A 14739-nucleotide genomic window follows, 5' to 3' on the forward strand; every position below is an offset into this window, starting at 1 on the left:
TCCTCCTCAATTCGAACCCGGACAAAGGCGTTCGCGGTCATAGTCGGCCTCCCATTGGCACTTGATTAGGCTACAGGAAATGTAGCCCAAATGAGCTACAAAAAAAAGACCGTTTTTGCGATTAGCAGTCGGCTTCAATGACTGCGCGTTCAGAATATTATTTTCCCTTCTGGAGCTCTAAACGCTTCAAGAACAAACTTGCAGTGACGACAACGAGCTGAAGGCGAAAAATAGCATCTTCATGTGTAGAAACACCTGGGTGGGAACCATCAGTATGAAGAAGCTTTACTAATCCTGGCAAAAAAGTTTGGCCGTTTCCGTCGCCAAATTCATGCTTTTCACGCGACAAAAAACCCTTATCTGCAAGCAGTTGTCGCTTCGCAAGTCCACTTTTTCTTGTGGCTGCTTCATCTGGGTAAAGTTTGTTTGCGATCTCGTCAGTCAAAGATTCTAAAAAAGTTCTGCACTGGCTATTAGCCGCCTCCCACTGCTCTTGAACAATATTCTTCCTTGCGCTTTCCAAGTGACGCATTGTGGTAATGAAATTATTCTTCGAAAGAAGTTCCTCCAACTCACTGGCGCTTTGAGCAATTTGTGCAAAACTAGGAAGACTTGCAGTATAGCCAGTGACAATAAATTTAGGTTTAAAAAGTCCTTCTTTCTTTTCCCTAATGAGAGAGTATCCATCTATATTAAGATATCGCTCAACCTTAGACCAATCTTCGTATTCTTCACATCGAGAAATTGCATACTCAATAAGTAAGTCAGAAATCTTCTTATCACCATAATCAGTTTTGACAATATAATCTGGATTAGACGTAGCAAATATCTTCAATTCAAGTATAGTCTTATTTATTGTCCCTTGCGCAGTGACCAATGATTGAAGATTATGTTCAATCAAAAACCCTTCTATATCTGAATTTTTTTGATAGATCTTTCTAAGATATCACATACTGAAGAGATTGCACCACGACTAATAGAAGGCTTATTAAGCATGAGATCATTGCTCCTGATTTATTAAATTTGAGGACATTATCTAACCGCCACTCGGTTTCAGTTCTCCGTTGATTATTTGGTTTCGTAAAACCAGAGGGCGAAGAGTTCGCGGGCGCGACCGAAGATGCGGCGTCGGTCGGCCTCATCAAGTCCGGCGGTAAGGGCGTGAGAGGGAAGGGCGGCTAAGCGGTAAGGGAGATCCGGCGCGCGGGTCAAGGCAAGCCAAGGCGTTTTGGCGAGCGCCTCGGCCGCGATGGGCTCCGGTGTGCGGGGCGCGGGGCGGACGCCGAAGCCTCCGGCTCGGATCGTCTGGACGTTGACCGGTGCAGAAAAGAAAGTCGGGCCGAAGGGCATCGACCGGAGCCAATTGGACGACTTGGCGCGGGAGAGAAGCTCTCGCCAAGCCTCCAAGCCTCCAAGCCGCCGGATGCGGGCTCCGAACCATTCGGGCGTTTCGGTGGTCGCCTCGAGCGTTTCCCAAGCTTCGGCCCGATGCTCGCCATAGGCCTTCAGGGCTTCTTCTCCCAAAGCCTTCACTTCTTCCCCCCCCTCCTCTCGGCGGGTCCGCCGAGCCGTTTCAGAACGGCTCTTGGGGGTAGGGGGAATATTGTTTGAGGATTCAGACATAGGATATGCGCGGACAGAACTGTCCTCCCCCCCGGACATTTTTTGCGCCGGAGGCGTAACAAATTGGGATATGGCTATCAGGCCGGGGATTTTCCAGCGCGTCGAAGTCTGGGAGCCGTCCGCGCGTTTGTTGTCGATGCGTTCGATTTCGCCGGACTGGAGCAGCTCTCGGATATGGCGGCGGACGCTGCGGACACAGAGCGAGACTTCCTCGGCGATCACGCAGAGGCGCATCTGAACCGAGCCCATGTTCGGGCCGCGCCAGTCCGCATGGCGGGCGAGGGAGTCGAGCACGGCGCGGCGCGAGCCGCGAACGGGGCGCGTCGAGGCATAGGCGGAGCATTGGGCGGGGGTGAGGCGTAGGGCGGTCATCGGTCGCGATTCCTCTATCTGAGGATAGCTGACCAAGAGCTTGCGCAATTATGGCTGATCGCCTAAATTACACTTGTCTTTTGGGTGCTCTAAGCCAGCATCCATTCCAGAAAGCCTCGCGTCTTCGACCACGCGGGGCTTTCATCTTTTTTGGTGCGCTCATTTGGCGCGCGACTCCGAGCTGGAGTCAAGGTTTTGTTAATCCATGCCGTTTGTGTCGCGTTGCCAGCGTATGGCGCTGACAAAATGCGCTGCATACCCTATTTGTGTCAATCCATATCCGCCATGAGCAGTTTTCCGCAATGCTTATGAGGATGCTCAGGATAATGTGAGCCTTATGGCGCATTTCCGCCAAAATTGAACAGTTAACAGATTGTTGTTGTTTTTGTTCGCGAGGAGGTTGAGTTGCAGCTTGTTGTGCAGGGCGCTGGCCTCACGCTTTATGTCGATGGGCGGGCCATCCAGTCTCGGGATGAAATAGCTAATCTGCCGTCCACCTTCCGCGAGATTAGTTATCGGGTGTGGGACGCCAGCTTGCTGACCCTCAAGATCCTAGAGGACGGCTGTCAACGCCACGGATCAGCCATGCTAGGGTCACGCCTAGGCGCATTGTAATCAAAGGTAAGTCATAGGCGTCAGGCATGGCTTCACCGCGTTCCATCGCCGCCCATTTTTCGGGCGTCATGATCCCGAGCGCGGCCTGTTCTGGGGTCGTGTAGTTTCTGAGCAATCGCATTTCCGCGATTCGCGCTCCCATGCTGCGCATCATTTCTTGGCGGTGGAGGAGCGTTTCTGGTAAATGCCCATCTGGCGCTGGCACAGAGACGGCAGCGGGTTTATCGAAGATCTGTCCGGGGGAAATTCCCAGAGCCTTTGATATAGCTTCTATGTGAGTGCTGTTCAGGCGCTTATCGCCTCTTTCCAGTTGAGATAGATAAGTAACTGATATGCCGATCATATCGGCCAACTGCTCTTGCGTCAGGCCGTGTGCGGTTCTCAGCTCGTAAATCCGATTTTGTAAATATTTCTGTCCCATATGGCTATGTTGAGACTGTCCATGCGGACAGTCCATGAAAGCATGGCGCAAATCTGTTGATTTTTAAGTCCTCCATTAGTTACAGATTATCCGCTATCTGATCCATATCCTGTAAGAGGGCTGCGGATCAGAAATCCTCCCTAGACCAACTCGGGGGCGGGTTCCGGACAGCCCGCCCCATCTTTCCCCGAATTCGCGCAAGGAATCATCTACCGATGAGACAGAAGCGATCCGAGATCCAAGCGCCGTCAGACGATCAATTCCGCGCCGAATGGGCCGCGCATCTGATTCAGAAGGGCGGGGGGCCGCTCGCGGTCGCGAGCGAGCTTGGCTATTCGGTTTCGCTGATCAAGCAATGGCGCAGGCTGGCGATCGGCCATGCGAAGCCGAGCCTCGAGCAAATGGTCGAGCTCGGCGATTTCGCGCGCGATCAAGGCTTTCTCTTCGCCCTCGCGCGGCGCGGGCCTGACGCGGCCAGCGGCGGCCCGGCCGAGGCAGAGTTGGCGGCGCGGAAGCGAGCTTCCTTCGTCGCGGGCCGCCTGATCGGCGGGGCCTTCGACGCAAGCGAAGTCGATGAGATCGAGGCGGCGGTCGAGCTGGTGCAAGAGCAGGACGCGACGGCGGAGGAGATCCGCGCCGCTCTGGCGCATGTGCGGGCCATGAAGGGAATCGGGCAAGCGGCGAAGGCGGCTTTCAGCCTAAACGAAAATCCGGGGCCGATCGCGCGCAACCGCGCGCGCGGGCGGCGCGTATGAACCGGCGTGAGTTTCTGAGGATGGCCGCCGCTTCCGTTTCCGGCGTCGCGTTGACGGCGGGGGCGGCGGCCTCGGATGGGGCGGCCGTGAAGGTTTGCCCGGTTTGCGGGGCGATCAATCCAGGCGGCGCGAAGGCGTGCGGGAATTGTCGTTGGCCGTTGGGCGGGACGTTGAGCGAGGCGGGCGTTTCGTCCAGTCCGAGGCGGTCATGAGGCTTCACTCGAGGCCGCTTCTGACTCTCTCGCGCTTCCTATCGCGGCGGTCTTCCTCGGCCTTGAGCTCGCGGCGTGAGGCGCGCTCCTCTGGAGTCTCGCGCCACCATCTGCGGATGAGGCGAGTCAGGGACTCGGCGAGGCAGAAACCCACGACGGCGGCGGTCCAGAGCCAATAAGCGATTTCAAGACAGCGCCAAAGAACCGCGAACATCCGACGCCTCATCATGGAAGGCGAGAACATGAAAACTCATGCTCTCATCATGTCACATGCATGAATATAACATGCAATAAACATGGATAAAACATTCAATGGATTCCGCGAAAATCGATGCGCGAATGGCGGATTGGACGACCAAGCTCCGCACGATTCAGGGCGTCGCCTGGGCGCGCTTCCCGCTCGAGCGTGCGCGGGAGAATTGGAGCGCCGGATGGGTCCGAAGGGCCGATTCTATGGGGTGGCCGGAAATCGCGATCTTCGGGTTTGACGAAAACAGAGTGCGGGCGCGGGTTTCAGCGGCGGGGCTGATCTTTCAGCCCTTCGTCGTCCTCGATCTGGACGCGGACGGCGCGACGCTCGAGCGCGAGAGCGGGCCGCAAAAATGGGCATTGGCGAGCTTCGACCTTGATTGTTGCTCCAGACTGATTTGGGAGGCGAGCGTTTGAATCGGATGGTCAATGTAATGGCGGGCGCGGCCGCCCCGCGGGCGGCTTTGAAAAGGGAAGGGCTATGGCGTGAGCGCGTGACGCTGGACGCCTTCGCCGAAGAAGCGCGGGGGCGGCTGGTTTTCCTCGCGACGCCTGCGGCCCAGCTCGCGCGGATCGGCGCGGCGGATGTGGCGCGCATGGGCGCGGCGATGTGGATTGGGATGCTCGGAGCGCGGGGCGTGGCGGCGATCAGTCCGGCCTTGTGCCTGCTCTCCGGCGCGCGGGCGCTGATCGGCCGCGAGGATCTCGGCCGGATCGATCTGAAGGACGAACGCCTTTGGGCGAATTGGTGCGGGCCGCTTTTGGCGCGGTCTGATTTCGTCGTGGTCGCGCCGGTCGATGGATGGGAGAGCGCGCCGGAGGTGGTCGAGGTTTGCCAATCCGCGATCAAGCGCGGGACGCCGGTTCGGCTTTTGGCGGGAGGCGCGACATGAGCCGAACCGGCGTGTCGCGCATCTACGCCAGAGATCCGGAGGCGAGCGGCGGGCGAATCCTGCGGCCTCATGCCGAGGTCGCGGCGCTTCAGGCGCATGATAAGGGGTTTTTCGTCGTCCTCTATGACGACCCGCGCCTGGACGACGCCGAGCGGCTGCTGCTCAGGATGATCGGCGGGCGGATCAACCGCGCGCGGGCCGAGAAACTGGGGCGGAGCGTCGCGCCAACCGGCGCGGCTCAGGCATGATGCGGCGGCTTGATGCGCGCGAGGTGCGGGCGCGCGTCTCGCTTGTCGCCGTGATCGGCGATCATGTGACATGGGACCGGACGAAAACCCAAGCGGCGCTCGGGAGCTATTGGGCGCCATGCCCTTTCCACAAGGAAAAGACGGCCTCTTTTCACGTCCGGGAAGCGAGGATCGGCGACGGCTCCTATCATTGCTTCGGGTGCCAAGTCTCCGGCGGCTCGATCTTTGATTTCGTTATGGCCTTCGAGGGCGTCGGATTCTCCAAGGCCCTCAAAAAAATGGCCGCATGGGCGGGCTTGGACGGCGGGCCGGTCAATCCAGAGGCGCGAAGACGCCGCGAGGCGCGCGAGGCCGAGCGGCAAGCCGAGGCCGCCCTTTCCAAAGCGGAGCGCGAGGCGCGCGATCTGGAAAGGGCGGGGCGGATCTGGCGTCAGGCGCGCGGCGATCATCCTTTGCTCGCGGCCTATCTCGAGGCGCGGCTCGGCGCGCGGCGCGCGCGGGCGCTCTGGCAGCTCTTCGACGGGCCGCCGCCAGTTCTGAGGATCCATCCGGATCTCCCGATCTGGGAAGGGTCGCGGATCCTCTGGCGCGGGCCGTGCCTGATCGGGTTGGCGACCACGACCGGCGGCGAGCCGCGCCGCGTCGCGGGCGTCCATCGGACGTGGCTTGCGCGCGACGGCTCCGGCCGCGCGAAGGACGCCGCCGGGCGCAAGTGGGAAAAGAAGTTCTTAGGCCGAGCTCGAGGAGCCGAGATCCGGTTTGGGCCGCCGCGCGCGCGCATGATCATCGGCGAAGGAATCGAGACGACCTTGGCCGAGTTGGGGCGGTTGGCGCTCGGCGGATGGGCCGCCGATCCGGCGAGCGCCGCCGGGCCGGGATGGGCCGCGACCTGTGGAATCTCGCTCGGCAATATTTCGGGCGGGGCGCGGGATTCCGCCTCGGCGGCCGTGCCGGATTTCACGCGGCCGGGATGGATCGCGCCTGACGAATGCCGCGAGCTGGTTTTGCTCGGCGATGGCGACATGACGGATCCAGCCGCCGCGCGGGCGTTGCTCGGCCGAGCTCAACGCCGCCACGCGGGAGAGGGGCGCGTGATGAGGCGCGCCGTGCGCGTCGATTGGGCGGGCGGCTCGGCGGCTTCAGGGCTCGATCATGCGGATTTGGCTTTGAGAGAGGTTTAGGGCGCAATGCCGGATCATCCATATCCAGAGGCGGGCGGGGCCGGGATCGGGCCGCAAGATCCGTCGGTGCGCGCAAAACTGCCCTTCAATGATTGGGGAAACGCCCAACGCCTGCTCGCCGTCGCGGGCGATGATCTGCAATATGTGGTCGGGAGAGGTTGGGGCGTCTGGAACGGCGCGTTTTACGATTTCGAGGCCGGAGAGCACGCCGCGCGGCGGCTGGCGGTCGAGCGGCTCGGGCAGGCCTTGCGCGATGAGGCTTGGGCGGTTTCGCGCGGCGCGGTCGGGCCGGAGCGGCTGGCCGAGGTCGAGGCCGAGATCAGGAGCCGGGCGGACGGCGCGCAAATGACGGCTGAAGAGGTGAGGGAGGAAGCTCTCGGCGAGATCGCGGGGAAGCGCGGGCGCGCGCTGCTTCAGTGGGCGGGCAAATGCGGGAATGTTGGGAAGGTCGAAAGCGCGCTCAAGTTGGCCGCGCCGCATCGCCTGATCGCGATTGACGACCTGGACGCCACGCCTAGCCGGATCGTCACGCAAAACGGCGTCCTAGATCTGGACGCGGCCGGAGCGCCGGGGCCGGAGGCCGAAGAAGCGGAAGAGCTCGCGCAGCGGGCGCGGCGATGGCTGCGGCGACATGATCGGGCCATGCTCAACACGCGCGTTCTTGGGTGTGGATTCGATCCGGCGGCCGATTGTCCGGAATTCGAGGCTTTCATGGGCCTGATCCAGCCGAATCCAGAGATCCGGGCCTTTTTACAAAGGGCCTTGGGTCAACTGCTCTGGGGCGCGAATGATGCGCAGGTGGCGCTTTTGTTTCGAGGGCAAGGCGCAAACGGCAAATCAACGCTGGTGAACGCCCTCGCCATGGTCTTCGGCTCCTATGCGGTCACATGCCGGATCGAGATGTTTTTGCTCTCGCAAACGCAATCCGCCGGGGCGCCCTCGCCGGAGGAAGTCGTCTTGCCCGGCGCGCGGCTTTATCTGGCTTCGGAGCCGGAATCCGACGCGACGCTCTCGGCCGCGAAGCTCAAAGCCTTGACCGGCGGCGAGCCTCGGCAGGCGCGGGCTCTGCATCAACCGCCCTTCGTCTACACGCCGCGAGGATGTCCGATCCTGAGCTTCAACCGTACACCCAAGATCAAAGGCGATGATCTCGGGACGTGGCGGCGGCTGGTCTTCATACCCTTCGACGTGAATTTGCGGGAATTGCCGCCTGAGAAGCAACGCACAAGCTCGGAGATCGCGGCCGCTCTGAAGGCCGAGGCGAGCGGGATTCTCAATTGGCTGCTTGAGGGATGGCGCGGCTATGTGGCGGACGGGCGGCGGCTGGTCGCGCCGCCTGCGGTCGAGGCTCTGAAGACGGAGCTTCGCGCCATGACGGATCCGGTCGGGGAGTTCATTTCAGAATGCACCGTCGCGGAAGACGGCGGCCGGATTCCATCCGGCGATCTTTACCGGGTTTATGAGGCGTGGTGCGCCGAAAATCAGGCGCGGGCGATCTCTCAAACCGGCTTCGGGCGCCTTCTGACGGAGAAGGGCGTGCGGAGCTTCAAGAGCCATGGGCGCTTGTTCCGGAAAGATCTCGTCTGGAACGAAGAACACGCGCGGATTTCTGAATGGCTTCAAGGGCCTGTATCCTCCGCCAGTGGCGCGAGCACAAAGAAGACGAAGGCCGCGCCGCACGCCGATGAGGCCGATTTTTAACGCGCGGCTCCGTTTCATCGGCGGGTGGAGAGTTGGGGAGAGTTGGGGCGGGGTTGCAAGTTTTGGTCGCGCGCGAGGGTGAGATATGAAGCTTGAATGCACGTTAAAGACGTATAGGGCCGGACCAAGAAAGCGAGGCGACCTCGCCCCATGCCTCCCCAACCATGCACCGCTTAAGCCTATGAAATATCAGAAGGCGGGGAGGGTTGGGGCATGGAGGGCGGAGTTTTCCTTTAAGCCGTGTTTGGGCGTGCATGTGCGTTTTTCATATGTTTTCTATAGAATATATAAGAATCTCGAAAACCATGCCCCAAGGCTCCGGAGCGGGGGATGGGCCTTGCGCCTTGAGCCTGTAGCCATGAAGGCCGCGACAGCTCCGCAGGCCGCGCCGGAGAAGGGGCGGCGGGCCTTGGCGCGAAAGGCTCTGAAGGCGGGAATCGACGCTGGGCCGGAGGAGCGCCACGCCAGAATCGAGCATGAGCTGATCACGGATCAGGACGGCGCGCGGGCGCGCTATGCGGCGGAGGGCCGGATTGCGGCTCTGGCGGCGCGCGGGGCTCTGACGCCGGATCAGGCATGGGCGGGCGAAGTGTTGCGCGAAATGGTTTGGGCCGAGGCGCGGGCGCTCGGCGTCTCGGTTCAAGCAGGCGTCAGGGTCAGCGGCGGATCAGGGCGCGGAGGCGTCGAAGATCGGTTGCGGGCGCTCGAGGATCTGGCCGCCGTGCAAGCCTATATCGCGCGAGGCGCGCGCGGGCCTGAGCGCGCCGCCGTCGTGCGCGCCGTGATCGGCGACGGCCTGACGATCGAAGCTCATATAGGGCGGCGGGGAAGGGCGGCCGTGCGGGCTATGCAGGATCTGCGCGAGGCGCTCGACTTGGCGACCGCCTGGCTTACGTCTTCCGAGGGGCGTTGACGGGCGCGGAACGAGCGCGTATTGATTCAGATATTGATCAGAAGTGCGCCGGACGCACATGATCGCCCAAGCTCCGCCGCTTTGCGCCGGGGCTTTTTTGTTTTCCAAGGATGATATGGCTCAAGCAATGCCCGTGCGCCGGATGCGGCGCGCGCTTTTGGAGCTTGCGCCTCGCGGCGCTTGCCTGATCTGGCCTCGCGGCTCAAAGGTCGCGGGCGCATATCCGCCGAGGGCTTCTCGGCCCTCTCTGATCCTGACGACGGCCGAGGCGCAAGGCCTCATGAGCTCCGGCGCGATCGCGCGCGTGCGGAGCTCCGAGGCGACGCATCTGATCACGGAGGCCGGGCGCGCGACGCTCCGCCGCCTGACGGCTCGAGTCACATGGCCGGATGCGCCGTCCGCCTATGCGGCCGCTCATGCGCTCCTCCAGTGGCGACACGTCGACACGCCGGGCGGGAAGCGAGGCGAGAGAGAGCGGCGGGCGGTCAACATGGGGGAGAGCGTGATTGGATGGCTATCCAGTCGCGGGCATATCTCCGCCGCCGAGCTCGAGGCCGGAGAGGCTTTGCGGCGGGACTTCGAGCGGGCGCAGCTTGGGCCGCGCGTCACGCAGAATTGGGAAGGCTTCCTGACGGCGGGCGTCGATGGCGGGCGGTCAGGCTTCACGCCGTCAGAAGCCGCCGAGGCGGCGCGAGCACGCCTTTTCTCGGCCTTCGTCGTGCTGGGATCCGACCTAGCGGACGTAGCGTTGCGCGCTATCTGCTTCGGCGAGGGTCTGGAGGCGGTCGAGCGCGAAATGGGGTGGTCGGCGCGATCCGGGAAAATCGTCCTGAAGATCGCGCTGCGTCGTCTGGTCGAGTTCTATCAGATCCGAGAGGGGGCTTGATGGCGAGGATCTGCGCCGCGCCGGGATGCGAGCGCGTCGCCTTCGCCGGGCCGCGCTGCGATCTCTGTGAGCTCGAGCGGCAAGACAAGCGCCGCGCCTTCGACAAGCGCCGCGCCGCCGATCCGCACCGGAAGATCTACAAGACGGCGAGATGGTTGCGCGAAAGCAGGGCGTTCCTCGCTGAGCATCCGAGATGCGCCGATTGTGCGGCGGCCGGGATAGTCGAGGCCGCGCGCGCCGTTGATCATGTGATCGCGGTTCGCGTCCGGCCTGATCTAGCGTTCGATGCGAGCAACTGGAGGCCGCTCTGTTGGTCTTGCCATAGTCGCAAGACGGCGCGGGAGGATGCGGGCTTCGGGCGGCGAAAAGGGGGGGGTGGGTCGGAATTCCGGCCGCCGCCATAGGACCGGCGAGGGAGGCAACTCTTTCACGCGCCGGGATTCAATCTAGAAACCCACGCGAGGCGACACCATGCGAGGCGACAAGCCCAAGGCTTCGGCGAATGTGCATCGCCTAGCTTCAGCGGCGCGTCTGAATGTGCCGGATCCTCCGGGTCACATGAGCGACGCCGCAAAAGAGAAATGGCGCCAGCTTGCGCCGGAGCTCACGCGCAAAAGCCGATTGAATCCAGAGTATCAGGATTTTTTCGAGATCTATTGCGAGGCCTATGCGGACTATCGCCGCAATCAGAAGCTCCTCCAGATCGAGGGATTTCTCTACCTGACGACGGGCCGAAACGGCGCGCTCGAGAAGAAAAAACAAGCCCTGGTGCAACGTGACGAAGCGTGGTCGGCCATGATCCGCGTTGGCGGCTTCTTCGGCATGTCGCCACGCGATGACGCCGCACTCGGCGAAAGCAAGCAAGGCGACTTCCTCGCCGTTCTCGAAGATCGTTTGAACGGGCGGGGCGCATGAGCAGCGGGTTAGATCATGAGGTTTCGCGCTATGCGCTGAATGTCATTGAAGGAAAGATCATCGCCGCGCCTCTCGTGCGAGCGCAATGCGAGAGACACTTGCGCGATCTGGAGACAGGCGGCGATCGGGGGCTTTGGTTCGATGGCGAGGCCGCGACGCGCTTTCTGAATTTCACGCGGTTTTTCAACCATACGACCGGGCCGCTCGCCGGGCGAATGCTCGAAATGGAGCCTTGGCAGGTTTTTTCCTTCGGGTCGCTCTATGGCTGGAAAAGGGAAGACGGCTTTCGGCGGTTCCGCATCGGTTATAATCAGATCGCCAAGAAGAACGGCAAAACCACAATGGCGGTTTTGCCTGCTCTCTACGGCCTGACTTTCGATCGCGAGGGCTCGCCGCAGGTTTACGCCGCAGCGACGACCGGCCGCCAAGCTGGCAACCTCTTTGAAGACGCCCGCACTCAGGCGCAAAGCTCCGAGCTTCGACCTCTTCTGGACGCTCGCCATTATGAGATCCGTTGTCCCGCGACGAACGGCGTCATGCGCATTCTGACGCGCTCGCCGGATGCCGCGGACGGGTTCAATCCGCATGTGACGATCGGCGATGAGGTTCACAGGTGGCGCGGCCGCGAGCTCGGCGAGCTGATCCGAAAATCCATGATCGCCCGTTCACAACCGATCTACTGGATGATCACGACGGCGGGCGACAGTCTGCAAAGCTATTGCGGCGAGATGCGGCTCTACGCCGAGGCCGTCGCGACCGGAGCCGTCTTGGATGATCAGTTTTTCGCGTTCGTCTCTGAGCCTCCGGCCTCGGCTGATCCTGGCGATCCGACAACTTGGGCGATGGCGAATCCGAATTTAGGCGTCTCTGTGCCAGAGGAGGAGATCCGGCAGCTTTGGCAAGAGGCGCGGGCGATACCTGGCCGCTTGCCTGGCTTTCTGCGCTTCCATTGCAATCGCTTCACGGATGGCGCGGAAGCTTGGATCTCCTCTGAGGTTTGGGCGACAGGCGGAGAGCCGATCGAAGAGGATTTCCTGAAGAGGAAGCCCTGTTATGCGGGGCTCGATCTCTCAAACACGCTCGATCTTTCCGCTTATGCTTTGGCCTTCCCGATCGGCGAAGAGATCTTCTTGCTTGTGCGCAGCTTCATCGCGACCGGCGGGAATTTGGGATCATTGGCTGATCGAGCACGATCAGACGGCGCTGATTATGTCGCCTGGCATTCTCGCGGATGGCTCGAGCAACATCACGGCGGAATTGATGAAGCTCGAATCCTCGAGCGGATCAAAGAGGACGCCGCCCGCTTCGACATTCGCGAATTCGCCTATGATCGATGGGGCATGGCGGGATTAAGAGGCGAGCTCAAGAATCTATTCGGTCAAAGGTTTGTCGAGCACGGCCAAGGTTACGCCAGCATGAGCGCGCCCATGAAGCGCTTTGAGCTCAAGGCCATGCAAGGGCGGATCCGTCATGGCGGAAACGAGGCCCTCGCTCGAGCTGTGCGCAACGTCTTCCGCGAAAGCGACGCGGCCGAAAACATCAAGCCGAGCAAAGCGAAAAGCCTTGGCCGCATTGATCCGGCCGTGGCCTCGATCATGGCGCTTGGCCGAGCGGACGCCGCCGCGCCCAAGCGCCGCCGCGCGGGAGATATCGCCATATGAGCTTTCTTTCTTTCAACCTCTCTCGGCTTCTTGGGCGCTCGCCTGGGGCGGCGTCCAGTCCGCCGCAGAAGGATCCGGGATGGTTCGGCCTCCGCGAGATCGGGCGCGGCCGTCGCGGCGGCCTGCCGCGCGTGAGCGAGGATTCGGCTCTTGCTCATGGCACGGTTTACGCCTGCGTCAATGCGATCGCGCAGGATATGGCGAAGGTTCCGCTTCATCTGTATCGGCGAACAAAGAGCGGCGATAAAGAGCGGGTTTATGATCATCCGGCCCTCGAGGCCCTGACGATCCAATCCTCGGAAGGCGTCCCCGCGATTGTCGCACGCTACGCCCTCCAATGGGCTGTGAGCCTGCGCGGCAACGCCTTCGCCTTCATCCGCCGAGGCGGCGACGGGCGGATCAAATCGCTCGAGACGATCCATAATGATCACGTCTCGATCTACCGGAACGGGTCGCGACGCTACTATGATTTCGAGGATGCCGAGGGTGAACGGCGGCGCGTGGGCTGGCGCGATATGCTGCATCTGCGCCTCTGCGCGGAAGACGGCTGGCTCGGCCGCTCGCCGCTCGCCGTCGCGTCTCATACGATGGCGCTTGCGCTCGGAGCTCAAGCCCATGCGGGCCGCCACGTCACAGAGCGCGAGGCGATCCGGGCCGTGGTCGAGCATCCCGATTGGTTTCAGGACGATGACGAGGCGCGGCGGCACGCCCAACGAATCCGCAATGCTTTGGATGATCCAGAGGCGAACGGAATTCCGATCCTGCCCTTCGGCATGAGCTTCAAGACGGTCGGGCTCTCTCCGGCCGATGAAGAGCTTCTTGCTCAACGACGCTTTGACCGTGAGCAAATCGCCACGATCTACCGCGTCCCGCCCGCCAAGGCGGGCATTTATGAACATGGATTGAAGGGATCGGTCGAGCAACAGGCGATCGATTATGTGACGGATTGCCTGCTCGGGTGGGCGAAGTTGAATGAAGATCACTTCCGTCTTGCTTTGCTGACAGAGGAAGAGCGGCGCTCCGGCTTGCGTTTCGAATATCTCTTCGACGGCCTCATGCGCGCGACCACGCGCGAGCGGATCGAGGCCTTCGTGAGAGCAGCGGGCGGGCCATACATGACGCGCGCCGAGGCGCGCTCGGCGAGCAATCTTCCATGGCGCGCGGATGCCGAGGGGCTCTTGCCGCCGCCCAATATGGCGGCCCTACCAGAACAGGAATCCGAGGATGAATGATTTTCCGGCGGCCTTTCATGGCCTGCCCATGGCCGTCGCCGAATCTCATGCGGGGCCGTGGCTTAGAGAAATCTCGGCCCATGACGGCGAAGTAAAGATCTCCACCGCCTCCGAGAATCGCGATCTCTGGACGATCTCGCGCGGCGTCGCGATCCTGCCGATCCGAGGGATCCTCACAAAGCGGAGTTGGTTCGCCGAGTGGATGGGGTGGGCGACCTATGAGGGGATCGAGAGCGCGATGCGAGCGCTGGCGGTTCATGATGAAGTCAAGACGATCGCCCTCGATCTCGATTCACCTGGAGGCGCGGCCTATGGATGCGCCGCCGCCGCCCGCGCGATCGCCGAGGTCGCCAAGATCAAGCCGGTTTTGGCTTTTGTGGATCCGCTTGCGGCCTCGGCGGCTTACTGGCTTGCTTCCCAGGCGCGCGAGATCGTGCTTTCGCCTGGCGGCGCGGTGGGATCCATCGGCGTCGCCGTCTCGCTCGCCAAAGCCGTTCAGCCTGACATGGGCGGAGATCAATGGTTTGAATTCGTTTCAAGCCATGCCCCGAACAAGCGGCCCGATCCGCAAACCGAAGAAGGCCGCGCGGAGATCCGGCGCGAGCTGGACGAGATCGAGGCGGATTTCCTCGGCGCGGTCGCCTCCGGCCGCCGCGTGACGACGGCCGCCGCTCAAGAGCGCTTCGGCGCGGGCGGCGTGCTCTATGACGCGGCCGCCGTGAGCGCAGGCCTCGCCGATCGCATCGCCACGCGAGCGAGCTTCTATGAGGCCATTCTTGCGCCTGGCGGTCGTTCGCCGCGCCGCGCGGCTCTCGCTCAGGCCGCCGCCGCTCAGGCTCGCGCGCGCCTCTGACCTTTTCTT

At 62.1% G+C, this 14739-nt stretch carries 16 protein-coding genes; 13 read left to right on the forward strand and 3 right to left on the reverse strand.

Annotated features, from left to right (window positions below; all coding sequences use genetic code 11):
* Nucleotides 1–157 precede the first annotated feature (157 nt).
* The 3 genes from B161_RS19685 to B161_RS19360 all read right to left on the reverse strand — a co-directional run bounded on the left by B161_RS19685 (nt 158) and on the right by B161_RS19360 (nt 3031).
* Nucleotides 158–901 (reverse strand): hypothetical protein, encoded by a 744-nt coding sequence (locus B161_RS19685; RefSeq protein WP_157755675.1) that lies wholly within the window; start codon nt 899–901, stop codon nt 158–160.
* A gap of 167 nt (nt 902–1068) precedes the next feature.
* Nucleotides 1069–1995: a hypothetical protein gene (locus B161_RS19690; protein ID WP_157755676.1), complete on the reverse strand. Its 927-nt coding sequence runs from the start codon at nt 1993–1995 to the stop codon at nt 1069–1071.
* 544 nt (nt 1996–2539) lie between these two features.
* A complete protein-coding gene (locus B161_RS19360; protein ID WP_157755677.1) occupies nt 2540–3031 on the reverse strand; it encodes a helix-turn-helix domain-containing protein in 492 nt (163 codons plus the stop codon).
* A gap of 215 nt (nt 3032–3246) precedes the next feature.
* Here B161_RS19360 and B161_RS0115630 point away from each other — a divergent pair, with 215 nt between their 5' ends.
* From B161_RS0115630 to B161_RS0115695, 13 genes are all read left to right on the forward strand, one after another.
* The gene (locus B161_RS0115630; RefSeq protein WP_018634385.1) at nt 3247–3786 is read left to right on the forward strand and encodes a hypothetical protein; all 540 of its coding nucleotides are present in this window, start codon (nt 3247–3249) and stop codon (nt 3784–3786) included.
* Between the two features lie 524 nt (nt 3787–4310).
* Nucleotides 4311–4664: a hypothetical protein gene (locus tag B161_RS0115640; RefSeq protein WP_018634387.1), complete on the forward strand. Its 354-nt coding sequence runs from the start codon at nt 4311–4313 to the stop codon at nt 4662–4664.
* 77 nt (nt 4665–4741) lie between these two features.
* Entirely contained in the window at nt 4742–5140 is a 399-nt protein-coding gene (locus B161_RS0115645) for a DUF1937 family protein (protein ID WP_157755678.1), read from the forward strand.
* Nucleotides 5137–5388, forward strand: coding sequence for a hypothetical protein (locus tag B161_RS0115650; RefSeq protein ID WP_018634389.1), 252 nt, complete (start codon nt 5137–5139; stop codon nt 5386–5388). The genes B161_RS0115645 and B161_RS0115650 overlap by 4 nt, the downstream gene beginning before the upstream one ends.
* Nucleotides 5385–6569, forward strand: coding sequence for a CHC2 zinc finger domain-containing protein (locus B161_RS0115655; protein WP_026310493.1), 1185 nt, complete (start codon nt 5385–5387; stop codon nt 6567–6569). The genes B161_RS0115650 and B161_RS0115655 overlap by 4 nt, the downstream gene beginning before the upstream one ends.
* A gap of 6 nt (nt 6570–6575) precedes the next feature.
* Nucleotides 6576–8270, forward strand: a complete 1695-nt coding sequence (locus B161_RS0115660; protein ID WP_018634391.1) for a DNA primase family protein — start codon at nt 6576–6578, stop codon at nt 8268–8270.
* A gap of 358 nt (nt 8271–8628) precedes the next feature.
* A complete protein-coding gene (locus B161_RS0115665; RefSeq protein WP_018634392.1) occupies nt 8629–9183 on the forward strand; it encodes a hypothetical protein in 555 nt (184 codons plus the stop codon).
* Between the two features lie 280 nt (nt 9184–9463).
* Complete coding sequence (locus B161_RS19050) at nt 9464–10069, forward strand: DUF6456 domain-containing protein (protein WP_157755679.1); 606 nt, start codon at nt 9464–9466, stop codon at nt 10067–10069.
* Nucleotides 10069–10473, forward strand: a complete 405-nt coding sequence (locus B161_RS18335) for an HNH endonuclease signature motif containing protein (RefSeq protein ID WP_018634394.1) — start codon at nt 10069–10071, stop codon at nt 10471–10473. Before B161_RS19050 ends, B161_RS18335 begins: the two co-directional genes overlap by 1 nt.
* Nucleotides 10474–10540: 67 nt before the next feature.
* Nucleotides 10541–10984 (forward strand): P27 family phage terminase small subunit, encoded by a 444-nt coding sequence (locus B161_RS0115680; protein WP_026310494.1) that lies wholly within the window; start codon nt 10541–10543, stop codon nt 10982–10984.
* Nucleotides 10981–12645 (forward strand): terminase large subunit, encoded by a 1665-nt coding sequence (locus B161_RS0115685; protein WP_018634396.1) that lies wholly within the window; start codon nt 10981–10983, stop codon nt 12643–12645. The genes B161_RS0115680 and B161_RS0115685 overlap by 4 nt, the downstream gene beginning before the upstream one ends.
* Nucleotides 12642–13877, forward strand: coding sequence for a phage portal protein (locus tag B161_RS18340; RefSeq protein WP_018634398.1), 1236 nt, complete (start codon nt 12642–12644; stop codon nt 13875–13877). Before B161_RS0115685 ends, B161_RS18340 begins: the two co-directional genes overlap by 4 nt.
* Nucleotides 13870–14730, forward strand: coding sequence for a S49 family peptidase (locus B161_RS0115695; protein ID WP_018634399.1), 861 nt, complete (start codon nt 13870–13872; stop codon nt 14728–14730). Before B161_RS18340 ends, B161_RS0115695 begins: the two co-directional genes overlap by 8 nt.
* The last annotated feature ends 9 nt before the right edge of the window (nt 14731–14739 follow it).

Source organism: Neomegalonema perideroedes DSM 15528, assembly GCF_000374145.1.
Lineage (GTDB): Bacteria > Pseudomonadota > Alphaproteobacteria > Rhodobacterales > Rhodobacteraceae > Neomegalonema > Neomegalonema perideroedes.

Coding starts and splice junctions, on each gene's coding strand:
- B161_RS19690 (WP_157755676.1), bottom strand. CDS start 1,995: ATGACCGCCCTACGCCTCACCCCCGCCCAATGCTCCGCCTATGCCTCG.
- B161_RS19360 (WP_157755677.1), bottom strand. CDS start 3,031: ATGGGACAGAAATATTTACAAAATCGGATTTACGAGCTGAGAACCGCA.
- B161_RS0115630 (WP_018634385.1), top strand. CDS start 3,247: ATGAGACAGAAGCGATCCGAGATCCAAGCGCCGTCAGACGATCAATTC.
- B161_RS0115640 (WP_018634387.1), top strand. CDS start 4,311: ATGGATTCCGCGAAAATCGATGCGCGAATGGCGGATTGGACGACCAAG.
- B161_RS0115650 (WP_018634389.1), top strand. CDS start 5,137: ATGAGCCGAACCGGCGTGTCGCGCATCTACGCCAGAGATCCGGAGGCG.
- B161_RS0115655 (WP_026310493.1), top strand. CDS start 5,385: ATGATGCGGCGGCTTGATGCGCGCGAGGTGCGGGCGCGCGTCTCGCTT.
- B161_RS0115660 (WP_018634391.1), top strand. CDS start 6,576: ATGCCGGATCATCCATATCCAGAGGCGGGCGGGGCCGGGATCGGGCCG.
- B161_RS0115665 (WP_018634392.1), top strand. CDS start 8,629: ATGAAGGCCGCGACAGCTCCGCAGGCCGCGCCGGAGAAGGGGCGGCGG.
- B161_RS19050 (WP_157755679.1), top strand. CDS start 9,464: ATGAGCTCCGGCGCGATCGCGCGCGTGCGGAGCTCCGAGGCGACGCAT.
- B161_RS18335 (WP_018634394.1), top strand. CDS start 10,069: ATGGCGAGGATCTGCGCCGCGCCGGGATGCGAGCGCGTCGCCTTCGCC.
- B161_RS0115680 (WP_026310494.1), top strand. CDS start 10,541: ATGCGAGGCGACAAGCCCAAGGCTTCGGCGAATGTGCATCGCCTAGCT.
- B161_RS0115685 (WP_018634396.1), top strand. CDS start 10,981: ATGAGCAGCGGGTTAGATCATGAGGTTTCGCGCTATGCGCTGAATGTC.
- B161_RS18340 (WP_018634398.1), top strand. CDS start 12,642: ATGAGCTTTCTTTCTTTCAACCTCTCTCGGCTTCTTGGGCGCTCGCCT.
- B161_RS0115695 (WP_018634399.1), top strand. CDS start 13,870: ATGAATGATTTTCCGGCGGCCTTTCATGGCCTGCCCATGGCCGTCGCC.